Consider the following 24,400-nt stretch of genomic DNA (forward strand, 5'->3'; position numbering starts at 1 on the left):
ACCTCACGGTGCCGGACCCGCGGCCCCCGGCCGAAGACACAACCCTGCGCTCAGGAACGCGGTCCCGCGTTCAGTGCGCCGCCGACTCCCAGTCCCGGCCCGCCCCGACCGAGACGTCCAGCGGGACCCGGAGCCGGACCGCCGAGGCCATCTCGTGGCGCAGCAGCTCCTCGGTCCTCTCCCGCTCGCCGGGAGCGATCTCCAGGACGATTTCGTCGTGGACCTGAAGCAGCATCCGGGAGTCCAGCTTCGCCTCCCGCAGCGCCCGGTCCACGTTGAGCATCGCGATCTTCACGATGTCGGCAGCCGTGCCCTGGATGGGAGCGTTCAGAGCCATGCGCTCGGCCGCCTCACGGCGCTGGCGGTTGTCGCTGTTGAGATCGGGCAGATAGCGGCGGCGCCCGAACAGCGTCGCCGTGTAGCCCGTGGCCCGGGCCTCGTCGACCGCCCGGCGCAGATAGTCCCGCACACCGCCGAAGCGCTCGAAGTACGTGTCCATCAGCACACGGGCCTCACCCGCGTCGATGTTCAGCTGCTGGGACAGACCGAACGCCGACAGCCCGTACGCGAGGCCGTACGACATCGCCTTGATCTTGCGGCGCATCTCGGCGTCGACCGCGGACCGCTCCACCGCGAACACCTGCGAGGCGACCGTGGTGTGCAGGTCCTCACCGGAGGTGAACGCCTCCAGCAGACCCTCGTCCTCCGACAGGTGGGCCATCACCCGCAGCTCGATCTGGCTGTAGTCCGCGGTCATCAGACACTCGAAGCCCTCACCGACGACGAACCCGCGGCGGATCGCCCGGCCCTCGTCCGTGCGCACCGGGATGTTCTGCAGGTTCGGATCGGTCGACGACAGGCGGCCGGTCGCCGCCACCGTCTGGTTGAACGTCGTGTGGATACGGCCGCCCGGGGTGATCGTCTTGATCAGTCCCTCGACCGTGGACCGCAGCTTGGCCTGCTCACGGTGGCGCAGCATGATCACGGGCAGTTCGTTCTCGGTCTGCGTCGCCAGCCAGGCGAGCGCGTCCGCGTCCGTCGTGTAGCCCGTCTTCGTCTTCTTCGTCTTCGGCAGCGCCAGCTCACCGAAGAGGACTTCCTGCAGCTGCTTGGGCGAACCGAGGTTGAACTCGTGCCCGGCGGCCGCGTGCGCCTCCTTCACCGCCTGCTGCACCGCCCCGGCGAACATCTGCTCCATGGCTTCCAGATGCGCCCGGTCCGCCGCGATGCCGTACCGCTCCAGACGCGCCAGCAGACTGGACGTCGGCAGCTCCATGTCCCGCAGCAGATCCGCCGCGCCGACCTCCTGGAGCTTCTCCCCGAACGCCTCCCCCAGATCGAGGACCGTACGGGCCTGCGCCATCAGGGCGTCCGCCTCGGCCTGGTCGTCCGTACCGAACGCGAGCTGCCCGTCGGCCGCGGCGGCGGGCCCCAGCTCCCGGCCCAGATACTCCAGCGACAGCGCGTCCAACGCGAACGAACGGCGCCCCGGCTTGACCAGATAGGCGGCCAGCGCCGTGTCCATGGTCACGCCCTCCACGCTCCAGCCGTGCTCGGCGAAGACCCGCATCAAGCCCTTGGCGTTGTGCATCACCTTGCGCTTCCCGGCGTCCGCGAGCCACGCGGCGAACGCGTTCTCGTCGGACTCGTCCAGCCGGGACGGGTCGAACCAGACCGCGGGACCCGCACCCGTCGCGAGCGCCACCTCGGCCACCGACCCCGAACCCAGCGACCACGAATCGACCGTGGACACGCCCAGCGCCTCGCCGCCGTGCTCGGCGAGCCACGGCTCCAGCTCGCCCGCGCCCAGCACCGTCCCGTCGATCTCGACGCCCTCGGCGGCCGGCCGCGCCTCCTCGGCCTCCGCAGACCCCGGATCCACGGCGAGAAGCCGCTCGCGCAGCGAGGGGTTACGGATCTCCAGCGTGTCCAGGACCATCGCCAGGGCCGTACGGTCGTACGCCGCCCGCTCCAGGTCCGCCACCGTCCGGGGCAGCTCGACGTCCTTGACCATCTCCGTGAGACGGCGGTTGAGCTTCACCGCCTCCAGGTGGTCCCGCAGGTTCTGCCCCGCCTTGCCCTTGACCTCGTCGACCCGCTCGACCAGCTCCGCGAACGAACCGAACTGGTTGATCCACTTCGCGGCCGTCTTCTCACCCACGCCCGGGATGCCCGGCAGGTTGTCCGACGGGTCACCGCGCAGCGCCGCGAAGTCCGGATACTGCGCCGGCGTCAGCCCGTACTTCTCGAAGACCTTCTCCGGAGTGAACCGGGTCAGCTCGGAGACGCCCTTCGTCGGGTACAGCACCGTCGTGTGCTCCGACACCAACTGGAAGGAGTCACGGTCACCCGTGACGATCAGCACCTCAAAGCCCTCGGCCTCCGCCTGCGTCGCCAGCGTCGCGATGATGTCGTCGGCCTCGAAGCCGTCCACCGCGAACCGCTGCGCGCGCATCGCGTCCAGCACCTCACCGATCAGCTCGACCTGCCCCTTGAACTCGTCCGGGGTCTTCGACCTGTTCGCCTTGTACTCGCTGAACTCCTCCGAACGCCACGTCTTGCGCGAGACGTCGAACGCCACCGCGAAATGCGTGGGCGCCTCGTCGCGCAGCGTGTTGGCCAGCATCGACGCGAAACCATAGATGGCGTTCGTCGGCTGCCCCGTCGCGGTGGTGAAGTTCTCCGCGGGCAGCGCGAAGAACGCGCGGTAGGCCAGCGAGTGCCCGTCCATGAGCATCAGGCGCGGACGGCCCGTACCTGCGGTTTTCTCGGTCTTCTTCGATGCTGTCTCTGCCACACCCCCGATCCTGCCACGGCCCGCTGACAACGCGGGCCCTCCCGGCCCGGCACACCCCCTCCCCGCCCCCGGTTCCCGCGCCCCACGGCCCTCCCTGTCGGCCACGCGTGCGAGGATCGAAGAGGTACGAACACACGCACACCGACGTGCGCACGCGAAGGGGTTCAGCGATGGCCAGCAAGCCGCCCACAAGCGATCCGGTCCAGGACGCGCCGCAGGTAGCCGAACCCAAGCACGCCGCGGCCGGGCTCCCCGCCATCGGACACACCCTGCGCATCGCCCAGCAGCAGATGGGCGTGCGCCGCACCGCCCTCACCCTCCTGCGCGTCAACCAGAAGGACGGCTTCGACTGCCCCGGCTGCGCCTGGCCCGAACCCGAACACCGGCACACCGCCGAATTCTGCGAGAACGGCGCCAAAGCCGTCGCCGAGGAAGCCACCCTGCGCCGGGTGACCCCCGACTTCTTCGCCGCGCACCCCGTCTCCGACCTCGCCGGCCGCAGCGGCTACTGGCTCGGCCAGCAGGGCCGCCTCACCCACCCCATGTACCTGGCCGAGGGCGCCGCCCACTACGAGCCCGTCACCTGGGAACGCGCCTTCGACATCGTCGCCGAGGAACTCGCCGCGCTCGGCTCCCCCGACGAGGCCCTCTTCTACACCTCGGGCCGCACCAGCAACGAGGCCGCCTTCCTCTACCAGCTCTTCGCCCGCGAGCTCGGCACGAACAACCTGCCCGACTGCTCGAACATGTGCCACGAGTCGTCCGGCTCCGCCCTCAACGAGACCATCGGCATCGGCAAGGGCAGCGTCCTGCTCGAGGACCTCTACAAGGCGGACCTGATCATCGTCGCCGGGCAGAACCCCGGCACGAACCACCCGCGCATGCTCTCCGCCCTGGAGAAGGCCAAGGCCGGCGGAGCGAAGATCATCACCGTCAACCCGCTGCCCGAAGCGGGCATGGAACGCTTCAAGAACCCGCAGACCCCCCAGGGCATGTTCAAGGGCGCGGCCCTCACCGACCTCTTCCTCCAGATCCGCATCGGCGGCGACCAGGCCCTCTTCCGCCTGCTGAACAAGCTGATCCTCGACACCGAGGGCGCCGTCGACGAGACGTTCGTCGCCGAACACACCCACGGCTTCGAGGACTTCGCCGAGGCCGCCCGCGCCGCCGACTGGGACGAGACGCTCACCGCGACCGGCCTCACCCGCGACAGCATCGACGAGGCCCTGAAGATGGTCCTCGCCTCCGAACGCACCATCGTCTGCTGGGCCATGGGCCTCACCCAGCACAAGCACTCCGTCCCCACCATCCGCGAGGTCGTCAACTTCCTGCTGCTGCGCGGCAACATCGGCCGCCCCGGCGCCGGCGTCTGCCCCGTCCGCGGACACTCCAACGTCCAGGGCGACCGCACCATGGGCATCTTCGAACGCCCCGCGCCCGCCTTCCTCGACGCCCTGGAGAAGGAGTTCGGCTTCGCGCCGCCCCGCCACCACGGCTACGACGTCGTACGCGCCATCCGCGCCCTGCGCGACGGCGACGCCAAGGTCTTCTTCGCCATGGGCGGCAACTTCGTCTCCGCCTCCCCCGACACCGACGTCACCGAAGCCGCCATGCGGCGCGCCCGGCTCACCGTCCACGTCTCCACCAAACTCAACCGCTCCCACGCCGTCACCGGCGCACGCGCCCTCATCCTGCCCACCCTCGGACGCACCGAGCGCGACCTCCAGGACAGCGGCGAACAGTTCGTGACCGTCGAGGACTCCATGGGCATGGTGCACGCCTCACGCGGCCGCCTGGAACCCGCGAGCCCCCACCTGCTGTCCGAGCCCGCCATCGTCGCCCGCCTCGCCCGCAGGGTCCTCGGCGAGGCCAGCACCACCCCCTGGGAGGAGTTCGAGAAGGACTACGCGACCGTCCGCGACCGCATCGCCCGCGTGATCCCCGGCTTCCAGGACTTCAACGCGCGCGTGGCCGACCCCGCCGGCTTCACCCTCCCCCACGCCCCCCGCGACGAACGCCGCTTCCCGACCGCCACCGGCAAGGCCAACTTCACCGCCGCGCCCGTCGAGCACCCCCGGCTGCCCGAAGGCCGCCTGCTGCTGCAGACCCTGCGCTCCCACGACCAGTACAACACCACCATCTACGGACTCGACGACCGATACCGGGGCATCAGGAACGGCCGCCGCGTCGTCCTCGTCAACCCCGACGACGCCCGCGAACTCGAGGTCGCCGACGGCTCGTACGTCGACCTCGTCGGCGAATGGAAGGACGGTGCGGAACGGCGCGCGCCCGGCTTCCGCGTCGTGCACTACCCCACCGCCCGCGGCTGCGCCGCCGCCTACTACCCCGAGACCAACGTCCTGGTCCCCCTCGACTCGACCGCCGACACCAGCAACACCCCTGCCAGCAAATCCGTGGTCGTCCGTCTGGAACAATCGACAGCCGACTGAGCGTTCGCTCAGCAAGGAACATCCACGACGAAGCGGTCCACGACGAACGGAGCCGGGCCCCATGGGCGAACAGCACACCCCGAAGTTCCCGCAAGGGATCATCGACGAGTACGCCGCACTCGGCGTCGACCTGCCCGCGCTCTTCTCCGCGGGCCACCTCGGCAACCGCATGGGCGTCCAGATCGTCGAGGCCTCCGCCGACCGCGTCGTGGGCACCATGCCCGTCGAGGGCAACACCCAGCCCTACGGCCTCCTCCACGGAGGAGCCTCCGCCGTCCTCGCCGAGACCCTCGGCTCCGTCGGCGCCATGCTCCACGGCGGCAGCACCAAGATCGCCGTCGGCGTCGACCTGAACTGCACCCACCACCGCGGCGTCCGCTCCGGCCTCGTCACCGGCGTGGCCACGCCCGTCCACCGCGGGCGCACCTCGGCGACGTACGAGATCGCCATCACCGGCGAGGACGGCAAGCGCGTCTGCAGCGCCCGCCTCACCTGCGTCCTCAAGGACGCGCCCCAGGGCTGACCCCCCGAAGGGCCCCGGAGCGCCCTCGGACACTCCGGGGGCCCGAAGACGTGCCGCGCCGAGCCGCCGGGGGCTCACGACCTCCCAGGGGCCGGTCCACGGCCCCGAGGAGCCGGCCCGGCCCGCAGACGCGGACCCACGGCCTCCCGGGGGTCGGCCCGCGGCCCCCGGGAGCGGATCCCACGGCCCTCGCGGGGCGCGCCCCCCCGGAGCCCCGCGGACCGTCGACCCCCAGCCCCCGCGCCGCCGATCCCGTCGGGCCGATCCCGTCGAACCGATCCTGTCGGGCCGCCGTCCCTTCCGGGCCGCTCCGCGACGGCCCGGACCGGACCGCATCGCGATCGCAACCCGCACCGCCGTCATCCGACGGACCCCCTTCCGGCCACCACCCGGTGCCGCCAAGGTCGCCGCCCCTCCGTCGCGAGCGCCCCGACAGCGGGCTCGCCTCCTTCCGCTTCCGAGCCGGCGCCACCCGCCGAACGGTCGTCGCCCTCCCGCCAAGTGGCTTTCGGCCCGGCCGAGTTGAGCGCGACAGGGCACTCCCGCTGCCACTGACAGTGAAGGCCGGGGACCCCCGCCACATCACCTTGCGCGGCGCCGTATACAACCGAGCCCGCCCGCCGTCCACCATCCGGGCCCACCACCCCGACCTGCCCGTCCCCCACGACGACGCACAGCAACCGCAAAGCCTCACTTCGGCGACACCGGGCCCCTCGACCCGAGGGCCGGTCCGCACGCCCCCCGCTCGCCCAACGAGCTCTCCCCCACACCCACTTCACCCGGCCGGAACACCGCCGACCGCCTCACACGGCGGTAACGGTCAGTTACCTGTGCCGCAATAAAGCAATGCCCGCGTCACGAGCCACGACGCACCACGCCCCCGACGGCCCCCCGGCCCGCCACCGGCCTAACAGCTTCCGCTATCCGCCATCAACTCGGAACAGCACGTTCTCACCATGCGAACACACAACCGCCTCCGGCCGGTACGGCGAAATGCTCCGATCGTCCGCCCCGCACCCCACGAGACGCCCCCCTGATAACAAGAGCGTCACAGCCTTCCCCACGCTCCTCCCCACCCCCCCGACCTGCGCCTATAGTCACGGCCAGTCACCGCGCCGCCGGGCGCGTCACTGCACGGCCCTGCTTCATCCAGTACGGCCCGGCGAGACACACGGCCCCCACCTTGGGGTGCCGCGCCAGGGAGAGGATTCAACGTGCGACAGCGTTCCATGGTCATACTCACCGCCGTGCTCACGACAGGAGCACTCACGCTGACCGCCTGCGGCTCGCGCGACGACAGCGGCGACAGCAAGGACAGCGGCAAGAAGACCGAGATCATCATCGGCGTTGACGCCCCGCTGACCGGCGCGAACTCCGCCACCGGCCTCGGCATCCAGGGCGGCGTCCAGATCGCCGTCGACGACGCCAACAAGAACAACACCGTTCCCGGCGTGACCTTCAAGGTCCAGGCGCTCGACGACAAGGCCATCCCGGCCACCGGCCAGACGAACGCCACCCAGTTCGTCACGAACGACAAGGTCCTCGGCGTCGTCGGCCCGCTGAACTCCGGCGTCGCCACCCAGATGCAGCAGGTCTTCGCCACCGCCAACCTGGTCGAGATCTCGCCGTCCAACACGGCCCCCGAGCTCACCCAGGGCAAGAACTGGCAGACCGAGAAGGCCCGCCCGTTCAAGACCTACTTCCGCACCGCCACCACCGACGCCCTCCAGGGCGGCTTCGCGGCCGACTACGCCTACAACACGCTGAAGAAGCGCAAGGTGTTCGTGGTCGACGACAAGCAGACCTACGGCGCCGGCCTCGCCAAGCTCTTCAAGGCCGGCTTCCTCAAGTCCGGCGGCAAGCTCGCGGGCGAGGACCACGTCAACACCGGCGACACGGACTTCTCCGCCCTCGTCACCAAGATCAAGAGCTCCAAGGCCGACCTCGTCTACTACGGCGGCCAGTACGACGAGTCGGAGAAGCTCACCAAGCAGCTCAAGGACGGCGGAGCCAAGATCCCGCTGTTCGGCGGTGACGGCATGTTCACCCCGACCTACATCGAGACCGCCGGCAAGACCTCCGAGGGCGACCTCGTCACCTCGGTCGGCCAGCCCGTCGACTCCCTGCCCTCCGCCGCCGAGTTCATCAAGAAGTACAAGGCCTCCGGCCTCAAGGGCGACTACGGCACCTACGGCGGCTACTCCTACGACGCCGCCACGGCCATCATCAAGGCCATCGGCAACGTCGTGAAGGACGGAAAGGTCCCGAGCGACGCCCGCGCCAAGATCGTCGCCGAGGTCCAGAAGACCAAGTTCGACGGCATCGCCGGCCCCGTCTCCTTCGACGAGTTCGGTGACACCACCAACAAGCAGCTCACCGTCTACCAGGTCGTCGACGGCAAGTGGAAGGCCGTCAAGAGCGGCACGTTCAACGGCTGATCGAGCAACACCCGGGCCACTCCGGTGGATCGGTCCACAACCAGGCAACGGCGCCCCGAGCGGCACCCCACGCCCGGTCCGATCCACCGGTACACGCCCTGAGCACAACCCCAGGGCCGCGCGGCCACGACCACACGTCACCGCGCGGCCCGCTTCATACGCCCTGCTCAACTCTCCCCACCACATGGAGGCCACGCGGTGAACACCCTGCCGCAGCAGCTGGCCAACGGGCTGTTCCTCGGCTCGATGTACGGGCTGATCGCCATCGGCTACACGATGGTGTACGGCATCGTCCAGCTCATCAACTTCGCCCACGGCGAGATCTTCATGACCGGCGGCTTCGGCGCACTCACGGTCTACCTTTACGTTCTGCCAAACGGCACATCCATGTGGATAGCCCTCCCTGCGATGCTGATAGGCGGCGGAATCGTCTCCGTCCTCATCGCCGTCGGGGCCGAGCGCTTCGCCTACCGGCCACTGCGCGGAGCACCACGCCTCGCCCCCCTCATCACCGCCATCGGCCTGTCCCTCGCCCTGCAGCAGGTCGTCTTCAACGGGTTCCCGGACGCCAAGACGGACATCACGTTCCCGCAGCTCCCCTTCGGGCCCCTGCACATCGGCTCCGTCAGCATCCAGAGCGGCTCCGTCTTCGTCATCATCGCCGCCCCCCTCTGCATGGCGGCCCTCGCCCTGTTCGTCAGCCTCTCCCGCACCGGCCGCGCCATGCAGGCCACCGCGCAGGACCCTGACACCGCACAGCTCATGGGCATCGACACCAACCGCATCATCGTCATCGCCTTCGCCATCGGCGGCTTCTTCGCCGCCGTCGCGGCCGTCGCCTACGGCCTGCGCTACGGCACGGTGAAGTACGACATGGGCTTCCAGATGGGGCTCAAGGCCTTCACCGCGGCCGTCCTCGGCGGCATCGGCAACATCTACGGCGCCATGATCGGCGGCCTCGTCCTCGGCCTCGCCGAGACCCTGGCCACCAGCTACATCGACGGCATCCCCGGCATGCAGCAGCTCGGCGGCGGCGGCTGGTCCTCCGTCTGGGCCTTCGTACTCCTCATCCTCGTACTGCTGTTCAGGCCACAGGGCCTCGTCGGCGAACGCGTCGCGGACAGGGCGTGAGCACCATGGCAACCACCGAGACCACCACCCCCGAGCGCGGCCTCATCGCCCTCCCCGAGAGCGCCGCCCGCATCCTCATCGCGACCGGCGCCGTCGCCACCATCGCCAGCGCCTTCATGTCCTGGACCTACAAGTCCGACTTCGCCGGGGACCTCACCTACTACGGCTCCCCGGCCGGACTCCAGATCCTCGCCATCGTCGCCGGCGCCCTCACCCTGCTCTACGCCCTGACCCTCTGGAACGTCCGCGGCCTCGGCTGGCTCAACCCGGCGGGCGCCGTCCAGCCCGTCGTCCTCGCCGCCGCCTCCGCGTTCGCCGTCAGCTGGTTCAGCGCCATCGCCATCGCCATCGAGCTCAAGGGCCTCATCGCACTCGACCCCGGCGCCTACGTCGCCGTCGTCGGCTCCCTGATCGCCCTCCTCGGCACCCTGGCGCTCCCCAAGCCCGGTGACACCTTCAAGGACTACGTCACCAAGCCCGAACTCATCCCGCCCGCCGCCAAGATGGCCGGCTGGATCGAGCGCCTCGTCGTCACCGGCGCCACCGCCTTCGCGCTGATCGTCTTCACCTACGGCATCGGCGTCGACCCCGAGGCGAGCGAAACGTTCCTGGGCTACCTGCTCCTCGTCGTCTTCGGCGCCTGGGCCCTGCTCACCGCCGGACTCTTCGACCGCTTCGCGCAGCTGAACGCCCGCCACAAGGGATTCGCCACCACCATGGCGTTCCTCGCCGCGGCGATCTTCCCCTTCGTCGAGAAGAACGAGTACAACGCCAACCTCGGCGTGAACATCCTCGTCGTCGGAACCGTCGCCCTCGGCCTCAACATCGTCGTCGGCCTCACCGGACTCCTCGACCTCGGATACGTCGCCTTCCTCGGCGTCGGCGCCTACGCCGCCGCCCTCGTCTCCGGCTCCGAGTTCTCCACCTTCTCCGGCGTCCAGTTCCCCTTCTGGGCCGCCATGCTCACCGGCATGGCCGCGTCGCTCGTCTTCGGCGTCCTCATCGGCGCCCCCACCCTGCGACTGCGCGGCGACTACCTCGCCATCGTGACCCTGGGCTTCGGAGAGATCTTCCGCATCGCCGTCAACAACATGGACGGCGTCTCCGGACCCAACATCACCAACGGCCCCAACGGCATCTCGATGATCCCCGACCTCGAGATCTTCGGGTTCGACTTCGGTGCCAGCCACTCCATCGGCGGCTTCACCCTCGCCCGCTTCGCGAACTACTTCCTGCTGATGCTGGTCATCACCGCGATCGTCGTCGTCGTGTTCAACCGCGCCGCCGACTCCCGGATCGGCCGCTCCTGGATCGCCATCCGCGAGGACGAGACCGCCGCCACCGCCATGGGCATCAACGGCTTCCGCGTCAAGCTCATCGCCTTCGCCCTCGGCGCCTCCCTCGCCGGCCTCGCCGGAACGGTCAGCGCCCACGTCGGCTACAGCGTCAACCCGGCGCCGTACCAGTTCGCCGGCTCCGTGCCCCCGAACTCCGCCTTCCTCCTCGCGGCGGTCGTCCTCGGCGGCATGGGCACCGTCAACGGCCCCATCCTCGGCGCCGCCCTGCTCTACCTGCTCCCCGAGAAGCTCGGCTTCCTCAAGGAGTACCAGCTCCTCGCCTTCGGCATCGCGCTCGTCATCCTCATGCGCTTCCGCCCCGAAGGCATCATCGCCAACCGCCGCCGCCAGCTCGAGTTCCACGAGAACGACGGCGACGACAGCGACAAGACCGTCCACATCCCCGAACAAGGCCTGCCCGACTCCACCGTCGGCGTCACCAAGGCAGGGGCGTAACCAACATGACCACCACCACAGCCCCCAGCCCCGTCCTCGAAGCCACCGGCGTCACCATGCGCTTCGGCGGCCTCACCGCGGTCCGCAACGTCGACCTCACCGTCAACAGCGGAGAGATCGTCGGCCTCATCGGCCCCAACGGCGCGGGCAAGACCACCTTCTTCAACTGCCTCACCGGCCTCTACGTCCCCACCGAGGGCAAGGTCGCCTACAAGGGCACGGTGCTGCCCCCCAAGCCGCACCTCGTCACCAGCGCCGGCATCGCCCGCACCTTCCAGAACATCCGGCTCTTCGCCAACATGACCGTTCTGGAGAACGTGCTCGTCGGACGCCACACCCGCACCAAGGAAGGCCTCTGGTCGGCCCTCCTGCGCGGCCCCGGCTTCCGCAAGGCCGAAGCCGAGTCCCGCGAACGCGCCATGGAACTGCTGGAGTTCATCGGCCTCGCCCACAAGGCCGACCACCTCTCCCGCAACCTCCCCTACGGCGAGCAGCGCAAGCTGGAGATCGCGCGGGCCATGGCCAGCGAGCCGGGCCTGCTCCTCCTGGACGAGCCCACCGCCGGCATGAACCCGCAGGAAACCCGCGCGACCGAAGAACTCGTCTTCGCCATCCGCGACCGCGGCATCGCCGTCCTCGTCATCGAGCACGACATGCGCTTCATCTTCAACCTGTCCGACCGCGTGGCCTGCCTCGTCCAGGGCGAGAAGCTCGTCGAAGGCACCTCCGACGTCGTCCAGGGCGACGAGCGCGTCGTCGCCGCCTACCTCGGCACCCCGTTCGAGGGCGCCCCCGGCGCCGAAGAACTCGCCGAGGTCGAGGCCGCCGAAGCCGCCGGAACGGCCGCGGCCGCCCCGGCCGAGACCGAGGAAGCCGCCGACACCCCGGCCGACGACGCGACCGAGGCCCCCGCGGCCGAGGAGACCCCGGCCGCCGAGGACAGCGCGGACACCGACGAAGCCCCCGAGGCCGAGGAAACGTCCGACGCCCCCGAGGCGACCGACGACTCCGACGCCCCGGAGGCCGACGAGGCCTCCGAGGAGCCCGAGGACACCACCCCGTCCGACGACTCCGACGCGCAGGGCAGCACCACCAAGGAAGGAACCGCCCAGTGACCGCACTGCTCGAGGTCGAAGACCTCAGGGTCTCCTACGGCAAGATCGAAGCCGTCAAGGGCATCTCCTTCACCGTCGAGGCCGGCCAGATCGTCACCCTCATCGGCACCAACGGCGCCGGCAAGACGACGACCCTGCGCACCCTCTCCGGGCTCCTCAAGCCCACCGGAGGCCGCATCCTCTTCGACGGCCAGCCCCTCGCCAACATCCCCGCCCACAAGATCGTCTCCCTCGGACTCGCGCACTCCCCCGAGGGACGCCACATCTTCCCCCGCCTCACCATCGCGGAGAACCTCCAGCTCGGAGCCTTCCTCCGCAGCGACAAGGCGGGCATCGAGAAGGACATCCAGCGCGCCTACGACCTCTTCCCCATCCTGGGAGAACGCCGTAAGCAGGCCGCCGGCACCCTCTCGGGCGGCGAACAGCAGATGCTCGCCATGGGACGCGCCCTCATGTGCCAGCCCAAGCTGCTCATGCTCGACGAACCCTCCATGGGCCTCTCGCCGATCATGATGCAGAAGATCCTCGCCACCGTCGCCGAACTCAAGGCCGACGGCATGACCATCCTGCTCGTCGAGCAGAACGCCCAGGCGGCGCTCTCGCTGGCCGACCAGGCCCACGTCATGGAGGTCGGCAGCATCGTCCTCTCCGGCACCGGCCAGGACCTGCTCCACGACGAGTCCGTCCGCAAGGCGTACCTCGGCGAGGACTGATCCTCCCGCGACCCCGGTCGCACGAAGAGGCCCGCACCTCCGTCAGGGGTGCGGGCCTCTTCCGTCCGCCGTTTCCCCGCGGACCGAGCTCTGCTGTGAGGCGCGGGACTAGCCCTTCGCCGCCTTCTTCTCCGCGGCGTCCTCGATGACCGCCTCGGCCACCTGCTGCATCGACATACGACGGTCCATCGACGTCTTCTGGATCCACCGGAACGCCGCCGGCTCCGTCAGGCCGTACTCCGTCTGAAGGACCGACTTCGCGCGGTCCACCAGCTTCCGCGTCTCCAGACGCTGCGTGAGATCCGCGATCTCACCCTCCAGCGCCTTCAGCTCCGCGAAACGGGACACCGCCATCTCGATCGCCGGGACCACGTCGCTCTTGCTGAACGGCTTCACCAGGTACGCCATCGCGCCCGCGTCACGGGCCCGCTCGACCAGGTCGCGCTGCGAGAACGCGGTCAGCATCAGCACCGGGGCGATCGACTCCTCGGCGATCTTCTCCGCCGCCGAGATGCCGTCCAGCTTGGGCATCTTCACGTCGAGGATCACCAGGTCGGGCTTGTGCTCCCGGGCCAGCTCGACGGCCTGCTCACCGTCGCCGGCCTCGCCCACGACGCTGTAGCCCTCCTCCTCCAGCATCTCCTTCAGGTCGAGACGGATCAGCGCCTCGTCCTCGGCGATGACGACACGGGTCGTCAGCGGAGGCACGTGCGACTTGTCGTCGTCGGGCGCGTCTACGGGCTGGGGCGACTCGGGGGCGGTCACGGGGGCTCCTCGTTGCGGGCCGGGCATGCACTGCTGCCCAAGAGCCTACCTAGCTGCAACCGGCTGTGGTGACCCGGTATGCTTCCCGACAGCTTCCCGGCCTGCCCGGTTGGAGGAACTGGTCAGACTCGCGGCACTCAAAATGCCGTGCCCTTTGGGCATGTGGGTTCGAATCCCACACCGGGCACCTTTCACAGAAAGCGGAGGTCCACGTTCGCGTGGACCTCCGCTTTTTGCTGCACAGAGTAGCGATTGGCGACGCACAGTGTTCACATGAACATGCATGGAACTGAAGTGCGACAGAAGGTTCTCACCCTGCTCCGCGACGGAGCCAAGAACACCGACGTGGCGCGAAGCTTCGGCATTCCGCCGGGAACGATCAGCTACTGGAAGCACGTGGACCGGGTGAAACGCGGCGAGCCAGCCACCACTCGCCCGTCACTGCTCTGCCCGAGGTGCGACGGTCGCAACCTCGACAAAGCCGCGTACAGCTATCTCCTCGGCCTCTATCTGGGCGACGGGCATATCAGCCACTACGCCAAGCACAAAGTGCCCAGCCTCATGATCACTCTCGATGACGCATGGCCCGGAATCCAGGACAGCACGGAACGCGCCCTGCGAACCGTGTTCCCCTACAACGCGACGTGCCGCGTGCGGAGCAAGGGCGCGCACAACATCAAGGTGTACTTCAAGCACCTCGGTTGCCTGTTCCCCCAGCACGGCCCCGGCAAAAAGCACGAGCGCAAGATCGCTCTGGACCCGTGGCAGCAGCGCATCGTCGATGAGCACCCCTGGGAGTTCGTCCGAGGGCTCATCCACTCCGACGGCTGTCGCATCACCAACTGGACCACCCGTGTCGTCGGCGGGGAGCGCAAGCGCTACGAGTACCCCCGGTACTTCTTCACCAACGTCTCCGACGACATCAGGCAGCTCTTCACCAGCACCCTCGACAGACTCGGCGTCGACTGGACGCACTGCACCCGCCACGGGAACCCGTACAACATCTCCGTCGCCCGCAAAGCCTCCGTGGCCCTCATGGACGCCCACGTGGGCCCCAAGTACTGACCGGCGGGCCGGGGGCGGCCCCTCCGGGAGTTCGGGAGGGGCCCGTCGAGGCTGGTGCTACTTGGGGCTGCCGCCCTCGCCGATGCGGTGGACGCGGACCAGGTTCGTCGAGCCGGAGATCCCGGGCGGGGAGCCGGCGGTGATCACGACGATGTCGCCCTTGGCGCAGCGGCCGTATTCGAGGAGGAGTTCGTCGACCTGGTCGACCATGGCGTCGGTGGAGTCGACGTGGGGGCCGAGGAAGGTCTCGACGCCCCAGGTGAGGTTGAGCTGGGAGCGGGTGGAGGGGGTGGGGGTGAAGGCGAGGAGGGGGATGGGCGAGCGGTAGCGGGAGAGACGGCGGACGGTGTCGCCGGACTGGGTGAAGGCGACGAGGAACTTGGCGCCGAGGAAGTCGCCCATCTCGGCGGCGGCGCGGGCGACGGCTCCGCCCTGGGTGCGGGGTTTGTTGCGTTCGGTGAGCGGGGGCAGGCCCTTGGCGAGGATGTCCTCTTCGGCGGCTTCGACGATCTTCGCCATCGTCCTGACGGTCTCGATGGGGTATTTGCCGACGCTGGTCTCGCCGGAGAGCATGACGGCGTCGGTGCCGTCGATGACGGCGTTGGCGACGTCGGAGGCTTCGGCGCGGGTGGGACGGGAATTGTCGATCATCGAGTCGAGCATCTGGGTCGCGACGATGACCGGCTTGGCATTGCGTTTGGCGAGTTTGATGGCGCGCTTCTGGACGATGGGGACTTGCTCCAGGGGCATTTCGACGCCGAGGTCGCCGCGGGCGACCATGATGCCGTCGAACGCGGCGACGATGTCGTCGATGTTGTCGACGGCCTGGGGTTTTTCGACTTTGGCGATGACGGGGAGGCGGCGGCCTTCCTCGTCCATGATGCGGTGGACGTCGTGGATGTCCTTGCCGCTCCGTACGAAGGAGAGGGCGATGACGTCGAAGCCTGTGCGCAGGGCCCAGCGGAGGTCGTCCTCGTCTTTTTTGGAGAGGGCGGGGACGGAGACGGCGACGCCGGGGAGGTTGAGGCCCTTGTGGTCGGAGACCATGCCGCCTTCGATGACGGTGGTGTGGACGCGGGGGCCGCCGACGGAGGTGACTTCGAGGCAGACCTTTCCGTCGTCGACGAGGATGCGTTCACCGGGGGTGACGTCGGCGGCGAGCCCTCCGTAGGTGGTTCCGCAGGATTCGCGGTCTCCTTGGGCGCCTTCTTCGACGGTGATGGTGAAGGCGTCTCCGCGTTCGAGGAGTACGGGTCCTTCGGTGAAGCGGCCGAGGCGGATCTTCGGGCCTTGAAGGTCGCCGAGGATCCCGACGCTGCGGCCGGTTTCGTCGGAGGCTTTCCGGACGTGTCGGTAGCGCTCTTCGTGGTCGGCGTGGGTGCCGTGGCTGAGGTTGAAGCGGGCTACGTCCATTCCGGCTTCGACCAGGGCTTTGATCTGGTCGTACGAGTCGGTGGCGGGGCCCAGTGTGCAGACGATTTTCGCTCGGCGCATGATTCGAGCCTAGGCCTTACCGGTCGGTAGAGAATTGGTCGCGCATGACTACTCAACAACCTTTGCGTGAAGGGTTATTGACAACTGTTGAATTGTGCGCCGCGTTGCTCTGATGAGCGGAGCGCTGTCCTTCGTGTGGTCGGCGCATTCTTCTGACCGTGTGCGTCGAGTTGCGCGATGGGCGCGCGAACGAGCGACTGGTGACTTTCCGTGATGCTTTCAGGTGCGGCTAGAGCCGTGGTGGCGTCATGGTGAAGCGGGTGGTGACCCGGGCGTGAAGGCGCCGGTGTTCGAAGTCGAGGTGTGCGGGTGCGCCGGCCGGGGTGGTGGCGACCGGGGCCTGTCGATCGGGGGCGCTGCTGGACGGGTACGTCCTGCTTTGCCACAGAGCGGGCGGCTTCCGGTGCCGTCCGGCCACCAGATGGAAACCTCCAGGGTCTTTTGCGGGGGCGGGTGTTGGGTCAGAATCTACGCGCGTTGTTGACCTATTCCCGAGGAGTTCGAGCAATGCCGTTGAACCGCCGGAAGTTTCTGAAAGAGTCCGCCGTGACGGGTGCGGGGGTGGCGCTCGCGGGCATGGGCGCGGCTCCGGCCGCGCAGGCCGCGGAAGGGGCGAAGGGGGGCCGGCCGGTGAAGCGGTACGAGCTGACGGTGATGGGGACGACCGATCTGCACGGTCACGTGTTCAACTGGGACTACTTCAAGGACACGGAGTACTCGGACAAGGCGGGCAATGCGCAGGGTCTGGCGCGGATCTCGACGCTGGTGAACGAGATCCGCGCGGAGAAGGGGCGTTGCAACACGCTGCTGCTGGACGCGGGTGACACGATCCAGGGCACGCCGCTGACGTACTACTACGCGAAGGTGGATCCGATCACCGCCAAGGGCGGTCCGGTGCATCCGATGGCGCAGGCGATGAACGCGATCGGGTACGACGCGGTGGCGCTCGGGAACCACGAGTTCAACTACGGGATCGAGACGCTGCGGAAGTTCGAGTCGCAGTGCCGTTTCCCGTTGCTGGGTGCGAACGCGCTGGACGCGAGGACGCTGAAGCCCGCGTTCCCTCCGTACTTCATGAAGGAGTTCCGTGTTCAGGGGGCTCCGCCGGTGAAGGTGGCGGTGCTGGGGCTGACGAATCCCGGTATCGCGATCTGGGACAAGGCGTACGTCCAGGGGAAGCTGACGTTCCCGGGTCTCGAGGAGCAGGCGGCGAAGTGGGTGCCGAAGCTGCGCTCGATGGGTGCGGACGTGGTGGTGGTGTCGGCGCATTCGGGTTCGTCGGGTACGTCGTCGTACGGTGACCAGTTGCCGTACGTGGAGAACTCGGCTGCGTTGGTGGCTCAGCAGGTGCCGGGGATCGACGCGATCCTGGTGGGTCACGCGCATCTGGAGATCCCGGAGCTGAAGGTGACGAACACGGCGACGGGGAAGACGGTGGTCCTGTCGGAGCCGCTGGCGTTCGCGGAGCGGCTGTCGGTGTTCGACTTCGAGCTGGTCTTCGAGAAGGGGCGTTGGCACGTCGAGTCGGTGGCGGCTTCGGTGCGCAACGCGAACTCGGTGGCGGACGACCCGAGGATCACCCGGCTGCTGAAGGACGAGCACGACGCCGTGGTGACGTACGTCAACCAGGTGGTGGGCAGGGCGACGGACACGTTGACGACGGTGGAGGCGCGTTACAAGGACGCTCCGATCATCGACCTGATCACGAGGGTCCAGGAGGACGTGGTGCGGGCGGCGCTGGCGGGGACGGGTTACGCGTCGCTGCCGGTGATCGCGCAGGCGTCGCCGTTCTCGCGGACCTCGGAGATCCCGGCCGGCGATGTGACGATCCGGGATCTGTCGAGCCTGTACGTGTACGACAACACGCTGGTGGCGAAGGTGCTGACGGGTGCGCAGGTCCGTGCGTACCTGGAGTACTCGGCGAACTATTTCGTGCGGACGGCCGTGGGTGCGGTGGTCGACACGGAGAAGCTGACGAACGCGAACGGTCGTCCGGACTACAACTACGACTACGTGTCGGGTCTTCAGTACGAGATCGACATCGCGCAGGCGGAGGGTTCGCGGATCAAGAACCTGAGCTATGGCGGCGCGCCGTTGGACGACGCTCAGCAGTTCGTGTTCGCGGTGAACAACTACCGGGCCAATGGTGGTGGCGCGTTCCCGCACGTCGCTTCGGCGACCGAGGTGTGGTCGGAGTCGACGGAGATCCGGACGCGGATCGCGGAGTGGGTCACGGCGAAGGGTGTGCTGGACCCGAAGGAGTTCGCGTCGGTGGACTGGAAGCTGACGCGTGAGGGTGTGCCCGTGTTCTAGGGCACTGGTGGTTCAGGTCGGCGGCGTCGGCGCGGTTCTCGCGTCGGCGCCGTTTCGTTCGGGGTGGGTGTGCGGGGCGGGTGTGCGGGGCGGTCGGATCGCTTCGGCCGATGTGTGAACCGATCGGCGTGGCCGGTCCGATGAAGGGATGCGGGGGTGGTTCTCACCGTCCGTCGACGAGGGGGATGAGGGGGACGAGCGGGGTGAGGGTCCGGGGTTCCTGGCGGGCGGCGGGGACGCGGGGGGTGTGGTCGAGGCCGAAGGTGGTGAAGGCGGTCCGGCCGGGGAGGGGGTAGGGGTCTTTCCCGGTGAGGGAGTTGAGGATGGTGGCGCTGCGCCAGGCGGCGAGGCCGAGGTCGGGCGTGCCTACGCCGTGGGTGTGGAGTTCGGCGTTCTGGACGTAGACGCGGCCGGTGACGGTGGGGTCGAGGACGAGGCGGAACTGGTCGTCGATGTCGGGGCGTTCGGCGTTGTCGCGGCGGAGGTAGGGGTCGAGTCCGGCGAGGAGGGGGGCGATGGGGCGTTCGCGGTAGCCGGTGGCGAGGACGACGGCGTTGGTGGTGAGGCGGGAGCGGGTGCCTTGCTGGACGTGTTCGAGGTGGAGTTCGATCTTGGTGGTGGCGATGCGTCCTGCGGTGCGGACGGTGACGGCGGGGGTGAGGACGGCGTCGGGCCAGCCGCCGTGGAGGGTGCGGCGGTAGAGCTCGTCGTGGATGGCGGCGATGGTGTCGGCGTCGATGCCTTTGTGGAGTTGCCATTGGGCGGCGAGGAGGCGGTCGCGGACGGGTTCGGTGAGGGCGTGGAAGTAGCGGGTGTAGTCGGGGGTGAAGTGTTCGAGGCCGAGTTTGGAGTACTCCATGGGGGCGAAGGCCTCGGTGCGGGCGAGCCAGTGGATCTTTTCTTTTCCGGTGGGGCGGTTGCGGAGGAGGTCGAGGAAGACCTCGGCTCCTGACTGGCCGGCGCCGATGACGGTGATGTGGTCGGCGGTGAGGAACCGGTCGCGGTGTTTGAGGTAGTCGGCGGCGTGGATGACGGGTGCGTCGGGGGCTTCGACGAGCGGTTTGAGGGGTTCGGGGATGTGGGGGGCGGTGCCGACGCCGAGGACGATGTTGCGGGTGTGGGTGCGGCCGAGGGCCTGTGCGTGACCGTGGATGTCGAGGCGGGTGAAGTCGACTTCGAAGAGGTCGTGTTCGGGGTTCCAGCGGACGGTGTCGACCTGGTGGGCGAAGCGGAGTCCGGGGAGGTTGTCGGCGACCCAGCGGCAGTAGGCGTCGTATTCGGCGCGTTGGATGTGGAAGCGCTCGGCGAAGTAGAAGGGGAAGAGGCGGTCGCGGTCCTTGAGGTAGTTGAGGAAGGACCAGGGGCTGGTGGGGTGGGCGAGGGTGACGAGGTCGGCGAGGAAGGGGACCTGGAGGGTGGCGCCGTCGATGAGGAGGCCGGGGTGCCAGTCGAAGCCGGGGCGTTGTTCGTAGAAGACGGTGTCGAGTTCGGTGAGGGGGTGGGCGAGGGCGGCGAGGGAGAGGTTGAAGGGGCCGATACCGATGCCGACCAGGTCGCGGGGGGTTTCGGCGGTGGGGTGCTGGGGGTGGGGTGCGGGTCTCATTTGGGGGTGTGTCCTTCCACCAGTTTCAGGAGCGTGGCCAGGTCGCCGGGCCGGGTGTGGGGGTTGAGGAGGGTGGCTTTGAGCCAGCGGCGGCCGTCGAGGGTGGCGCGGCCGAGGACGGTGCGGCCTTGGTCGAGGAGGGTGCGGCGTACGGCGGCGACGGTGTCGTCGGTGGCGCCTCGGGGCCGGAAGAGGACGGTGCTGATGGCGGGGCGGTCGTAGAGCTCGAAGCCGGGGTGTGCGGCGAGGAGGTCGGCGAGTTCGTGGGCGTGGGCGCAGACCTGGTCGACGAGGTGGCCGATGCCGTGGCGTCCGAGGGTCTTGAGGGTGACGGCGATCTTGAGGATGTCGGGGCGGCGGGTGGTGCGCAGGGAGCGGCCGAGGAGGTCGGGGTGGCCCGCTTCGGTGTCGTCGTCGGCGTTGAGGTAGTCGGCTCGGTGGGCGAGGGGGGTGAGGTCGGTGGGGTCGCGTACGGCGAGGAGTCCGGCGGCGACGGGTTGCCAGCCGAGTTTGTGCAGGTCGAGGGTGACGGTGTCGGCGTGGGCGAGGCCGTCGAGTCTGGTGCGGTGCCGGTCGCTGAAGAGGAGGCCTCCGCCGTAGGCGGCGTCGACGTGGAGGCGGGCGCCGTGGGTGGCGCAGAGGTCGGCGATGTCGGGCAGGGGGTCGATGAGTCCGGCGTCGGTGGTGCCGGCGGTGGCGGCGACGAGGAGGGGTCCGCGCAGGTCGGTGAGGGCGTTGTCGAGGGTGGCGGGGTCGAGGGTGCCTGCGGGGGTGGGGAGGACGACGGGTTCGGGGAGGCCGAGGAGCCAGGTGGCGCGGTGGAGGGAGTGGTGGGCGTTCGCTCCGCAGACGAGTTGGACGCCGTGGTGTTTCTCGCGGGCGAGGAGGAGGGCGAGTTGGTTGGATTCGGTGCCGCCGGTGGTGATGAGCGCGTCGCCTCGGGCGTCCGAGGGCCCCGGGGTGTCGGGGGCGTCCGGGGTCCCGAAGACGAGGTGGGCCAGGGCCCGGGCGACGACTGCTTCGAGTTCGGAGGCCGCGGGGGCCTGGTCCCAGGAGTCGAGGGAGGGGTTGAGGGCGGAGGCGGCGAGGTCTGCGGCGGTGGCGACGGCCAGCGGCGGGCAGTGCAGGTGGGCGGCGCACAGGGGGTCGGCGGGGTCGGCGGCGCCTTCGGCGAGGGCGCGGACGAGGGTGTGCAGGGCGTCGGCGCTGCCGTGGTCGGGCAGGGGGTCGCCGAGGGCCGTGCGCAGGCGTCCGGCGACGTGCTCGGGTCCCCCGCCGGGAACGGGCCCTCCGCGGGCGGCGGTGCCTTCGGTGAGGGCGTGCAGGACGGTGTCGAGCAACGGCCGCAGTGCGTCGGGGCCTTCGGGGCCTGAGGCGAGGGGCGGCGTGCTCATGGGTGTCCTCCGGTGGGCGTGCGGCGGGGTCCTTCCCGGCGTGTGCGTGTTTTGGGCAGGTGCGCCCGCCAAAGAGAACGATTCGGCCCCGGCGGGGGTACTGCCGTACGGAGGATTTGTGCGGAAGGGGGCCGGACACGCCGGACGCCGGACCGCTGCGCGGGGCAGCGGTCCGGCGTCCGGGTCCGCGTCTGTTTGTCCGGTCGGTGGCTAGGCCTGCCTCACCCGCAGCGCGCGGGCGAGGTCGTCGAGCTGGTCGGTGAGTTTGCGGCGCAGGGCCGGGATGGGCTCGGTGTCGCGCAGACACGCCTCGCCGAGGGCGAGGGTCTCGGGGGTGACGGCGTGGGCCGGAAAGGCCCAGCGGCCCGCGGCTTCGGCCATGGCGGGGCCGCGCCGTCCGGCGACGGCCACGGCGTCGGACCAGTAGCGCTCGACGTACGAGCGTACGAGGTCGGCCTGTTCGGGCTGCCAGAAGCCCTGGGCGGTGGCGGTGAACAGGTAGTTGGAGAGGTCGTCCCCGGCGAACATCGCGTCCCAGGCGGCGCGTTTGGCCTCGGGGTCGGGCAGTGCGGCGCGGCAGCGGGCGGCGCCTTCCTGGCCAGTGGCGCTGGGGTCCTGGGTGAGTTCGGCGTCGATGACGACGTCGTCGACGGCGCCGAGGACGCTGAGCCTGCCGAGGATGCGCCAGCGCAGTTCGGGGTCGAGTTCGGGTCCGCCGGGGACGGTGCCCTCGGAGAACCAGGCGCTGATGGTGTCGGGGTGGACGGCGACGTCGATGAGGTGGCGTACGGCGGTCAGGCGCAGGCCGGGGTGGGAGCCGTCCTCGGTGCGGCGGATGAGGTCGCGGCACAGGTCGGTGAGGGTGGTGAGGGCCGTGGGCCGCTGTTCGGGGTTCAGGTAGCGGTCGGCGACGTGGACGGTGGCGAAGGTCAGGACGCCCTGGACGACGGCGAGGTCGGTCTCGCGCGGCAGGTGGGTGCGGGCGGTCTCGATGTAGGCCATGGCGGGCAGTTCGCCGTCGCGTACGGCGTCGCGCAGGGCGTTCCAGACGACGGCCCGGGTGAGGGGGTCGGGGAGGCCGGAGAGGGTGGCTCGCAGCGTCTGGAAGGACTTGGGGTCGAAGCGGACCTTGGCGTAGGTGAGGTCGCCGTCGTTGAGGAGGAGCAGGTCGGGGCGGCGGCCGGTCCTGCGGGTGGGTTCGCCCTGGGGTACGTCGAGTTCGAAGCGCTCGCGCAGGGTGAGCCGGTCGCTCTCGCCGGGGACGGTGTCGTAGGCGCCGACGGCGACGCGGTGGGGGCGGCTGCCGTGGTGGTCGACGGCGAGGTGCCACTGGCCGTCGGCTTCGGTGATCCGGGGCGTGAGGGTGTCGACGCCGGTGGTGCGCAGCCATGCCTCGGCCCAGGCGTGGACGTCGCGTTCGGTGGCGGAGGCGAGGTTGTCGATGAAGTCGGCGAGGGTGGCGTTGCCGAACTTGTGGCGGGCGAAGTGGGTGTTGATGCCGGCCAGGAAGTCCTTCTCGCCGAGCCAGGCGACGAGTTGGCGCAGTGCGGAGGCGCCCTTGGCGTAGGAGATGCCGTCGAAGTTGAGCATGGCGGACGCGGTGTCGGGGACGGCGTCCGGGTCGGGGGCGACGGGGTGGGTCGAGGGGCGCTGGTCGGCGTCGTAGCCCCAGGACTTGCGGGCGACGCCGAAGTCGACCCAGGTGTCCGTGAAGCGGGTGGCCTCGGTGAGGGTCTGGTAGCCCATGTACTCGGCGAAGGACTCGTTGAGCCAGATGTCGTCCCACCAGCGCAGGGTGACGAGGTCGCCGAACCACATGTGGGCCATCTCGTGGGCGATGACCATGGCGCGGGTCTGCCGCTCGGTGTCGGTGACGGCGGAGCGGTAGACGAATTCGTCGCGGAAGGTGACGAGGCCGGGGTTCTCCATGGCGCCGGCGTTGAACTCGGGGACGAACGCCTGGTCGTAGGAGTCGAAGGGGTAGGGCTCGTCGAACTTCTCGTGGTAGCGGTCGAAGCAGGCGCGGGTGACGTCGAGGATCTCGTCGGCGTCGGCGTCGAGGTACGGGGCGAGGGAGCGGCGGCAGTGGATGGCGAAGGGCAGGCCGCCGTGTTCGGTGCGCACGGAGTGCCAGGGGCCGGCGGCGACGGCGACGAGGTAGGTGGAGATGAGGGGGGTGGGGGCGGCCTTCCAGCGGCCGTCCCCGAGGTGTTCGGTGACGCCGTTGGCGAGGACGGTCCAGCCTTCGGGGGCGGTGGCGGTCAGTTCGAAGACGGACTTGAGGTCGGGCTGGTCGAAGGCGGCGAAGACGCGCTGGACGTCTTCCATGAAGAGCTGGGTGTAGAGGTAGGTCTCGCCGTCGGTGGGGTCGGTGAAGCGGTGCATGCCCTCCCCGGTGCGGGAGTAGCGCATGGAGGCCTCGACGCGCAGTTCGTGCTCGCCGGCGGTGAGTCCCTTGAGGGGCAGCCGGTTCTCGTCCAGGGTCTCGGGGTCGAGGGGCCGGCCGTCCAGGGTGACGGAGCGCAGTTCGGCGGGCTTCAGCTCGACGAAGGTGTCCGCGTCGGCACGGGAGGTGAACCGGATGACGGTCAGGGAGTCGAAGGTCTCGTCCCCTCCGGTCAGGTCGAGTTCGATCCCGTAGTGGTGGACGTCGAGGAGCTTGGCACGTGTCTGCGCTTCGTCGCGCGTCAGTACGGACATGAGGCCATGCTGCCCGATGGCGCGGCCGGGACACAGGGGTGGTCCGGTATGTACGCTTTGATGGCGGCTGGTCACGGGCTGTGGCCGGGGTGCGGGAGGGCCGGCG

15 protein-coding genes and 1 tRNA gene are annotated in these 24,400 nt (G+C 69.4%); 10 read left to right on the plus strand and 6 right to left on the minus strand.

Annotation, left to right across the window (positions count from 1 at the left end):
- Window positions 1-70: 70 nt before the first annotated feature.
- Window positions 71-2,797 carry a DNA polymerase I gene (polA, locus tag ACFW6B_RS14825; RefSeq protein ID WP_386595797.1) on the minus strand — a complete coding sequence of 909 codons (2,727 nt, stop codon included), beginning with the start codon at window positions 2,795-2,797 and terminating at the stop codon, window positions 71-73.
- A gap of 170 nt (window positions 2,798-2,967) precedes the next feature.
- Between polA and ACFW6B_RS14830 the strand changes: the two genes are divergently transcribed.
- The 7 genes from ACFW6B_RS14830 (at window position 2,968) to ACFW6B_RS14860 (ending at window position 12,960) form a co-directional block, all read left to right on the plus strand.
- Window positions 2,968-5,247, plus strand: coding sequence for an FdhF/YdeP family oxidoreductase (locus ACFW6B_RS14830; RefSeq protein ID WP_386595799.1), 2,280 nt, complete (start codon window positions 2,968-2,970; stop codon window positions 5,245-5,247).
- A gap of 61 nt (window positions 5,248-5,308) precedes the next feature.
- A complete protein-coding gene (locus ACFW6B_RS14835; RefSeq protein WP_386595801.1) occupies window positions 5,309-5,770 on the plus strand; it encodes a PaaI family thioesterase in 462 nt (153 codons plus the stop codon).
- A gap of 1,229 nt (window positions 5,771-6,999) precedes the next feature.
- Window positions 7,000-8,208: a branched-chain amino acid ABC transporter substrate-binding protein gene (locus ACFW6B_RS14840; RefSeq protein WP_386595964.1), complete on the plus strand. Its 1,209-nt coding sequence runs from the start codon at window positions 7,000-7,002 to the stop codon at window positions 8,206-8,208.
- A gap of 198 nt (window positions 8,209-8,406) precedes the next feature.
- Complete coding sequence (locus ACFW6B_RS14845; RefSeq protein WP_386595803.1) at window positions 8,407-9,339, plus strand: branched-chain amino acid ABC transporter permease; 933 nt, start codon at window positions 8,407-8,409, stop codon at window positions 9,337-9,339.
- Between the two features lie 5 nt (window positions 9,340-9,344).
- Window positions 9,345-11,132: a branched-chain amino acid ABC transporter permease gene (locus tag ACFW6B_RS14850; RefSeq protein ID WP_386595966.1), complete on the plus strand. Its 1,788-nt coding sequence runs from the start codon at window positions 9,345-9,347 to the stop codon at window positions 11,130-11,132.
- Window positions 11,133-11,137: 5 nt separating this feature from the next.
- Window positions 11,138-12,247, plus strand: a complete 1,110-nt coding sequence (locus ACFW6B_RS14855; protein ID WP_386595805.1) for an ABC transporter ATP-binding protein — start codon at window positions 11,138-11,140, stop codon at window positions 12,245-12,247.
- On the plus strand, window positions 12,244-12,960 hold the full coding sequence (locus ACFW6B_RS14860; RefSeq protein WP_386595807.1) for an ABC transporter ATP-binding protein: 717 nt from the start codon (window positions 12,244-12,246) through the stop codon (window positions 12,958-12,960). The genes ACFW6B_RS14855 and ACFW6B_RS14860 overlap by 4 nt, the downstream gene beginning before the upstream one ends.
- A 108-nt stretch (window positions 12,961-13,068) precedes the next feature.
- On the opposite strand, the gene ACFW6B_RS14865 is transcribed toward ACFW6B_RS14860, so the two are convergent.
- Window positions 13,069-13,725, minus strand: coding sequence for an ANTAR domain-containing response regulator (locus ACFW6B_RS14865; RefSeq protein WP_103549916.1), 657 nt, complete (start codon window positions 13,723-13,725; stop codon window positions 13,069-13,071).
- 103 nt (window positions 13,726-13,828) lie between these two features.
- Between ACFW6B_RS14865 and ACFW6B_RS14870 the strand changes: the two genes are divergently transcribed.
- Window positions 13,829-13,912, plus strand: a tRNA-Leu gene (locus ACFW6B_RS14870).
- Window positions 13,913-13,998: 86 nt separating this feature from the next.
- Window positions 13,999-14,790, plus strand: coding sequence for a helix-turn-helix domain-containing protein (locus tag ACFW6B_RS14875; protein WP_386595809.1), 792 nt, complete (start codon window positions 13,999-14,001; stop codon window positions 14,788-14,790).
- 57 nt (window positions 14,791-14,847) lie between these two features.
- On the opposite strand, the gene pyk is transcribed toward ACFW6B_RS14875, so the two are convergent.
- On the minus strand, window positions 14,848-16,284 hold the full coding sequence (pyk, locus tag ACFW6B_RS14880; protein ID WP_386595811.1) for a pyruvate kinase: 1,437 nt from the start codon (window positions 16,282-16,284) through the stop codon (window positions 14,848-14,850).
- Window positions 16,285-16,791: 507 nt separating this feature from the next.
- Between pyk and ACFW6B_RS14885 the strand changes: the two genes are divergently transcribed.
- Window positions 16,792-18,597, plus strand: coding sequence for a bifunctional metallophosphatase/5'-nucleotidase (locus ACFW6B_RS14885; protein ID WP_386595813.1), 1,806 nt, complete (start codon window positions 16,792-16,794; stop codon window positions 18,595-18,597).
- Window positions 18,598-18,760: 163 nt separating this feature from the next.
- On the opposite strand, the gene ACFW6B_RS14890 is transcribed toward ACFW6B_RS14885, so the two are convergent.
- The 3 genes from ACFW6B_RS14890 to pepN form a co-directional block, all read right to left on the minus strand.
- Entirely contained in the window at window positions 18,761-20,200 is a 1,440-nt protein-coding gene (locus ACFW6B_RS14890; RefSeq protein ID WP_386595815.1) for a lysine N(6)-hydroxylase/L-ornithine N(5)-oxygenase family protein, read from the minus strand.
- The gene (locus ACFW6B_RS14895; protein ID WP_386595817.1) at window positions 20,197-21,594 is read right to left on the minus strand and encodes a pyridoxal phosphate-dependent decarboxylase family protein; all 1,398 of its coding nucleotides are present in this window, start codon (window positions 21,592-21,594) and stop codon (window positions 20,197-20,199) included. The genes ACFW6B_RS14890 and ACFW6B_RS14895 overlap by 4 nt, the downstream gene beginning before the upstream one ends.
- A gap of 210 nt (window positions 21,595-21,804) precedes the next feature.
- Window positions 21,805-24,294 (minus strand): aminopeptidase N, encoded by a 2,490-nt coding sequence (gene pepN, locus ACFW6B_RS14900; RefSeq protein ID WP_386595819.1) that lies wholly within the window; start codon window positions 24,292-24,294, stop codon window positions 21,805-21,807.
- Between the last annotated feature and the right edge of the window lie 106 nt (window positions 24,295-24,400).

Origin of the sequence: Streptomyces sp. NPDC058751 (genome assembly GCF_042746485.1) — a bacterium.
Lineage (GTDB): Bacteria > Actinomycetota > Actinomycetes > Streptomycetales > Streptomycetaceae > Streptomyces.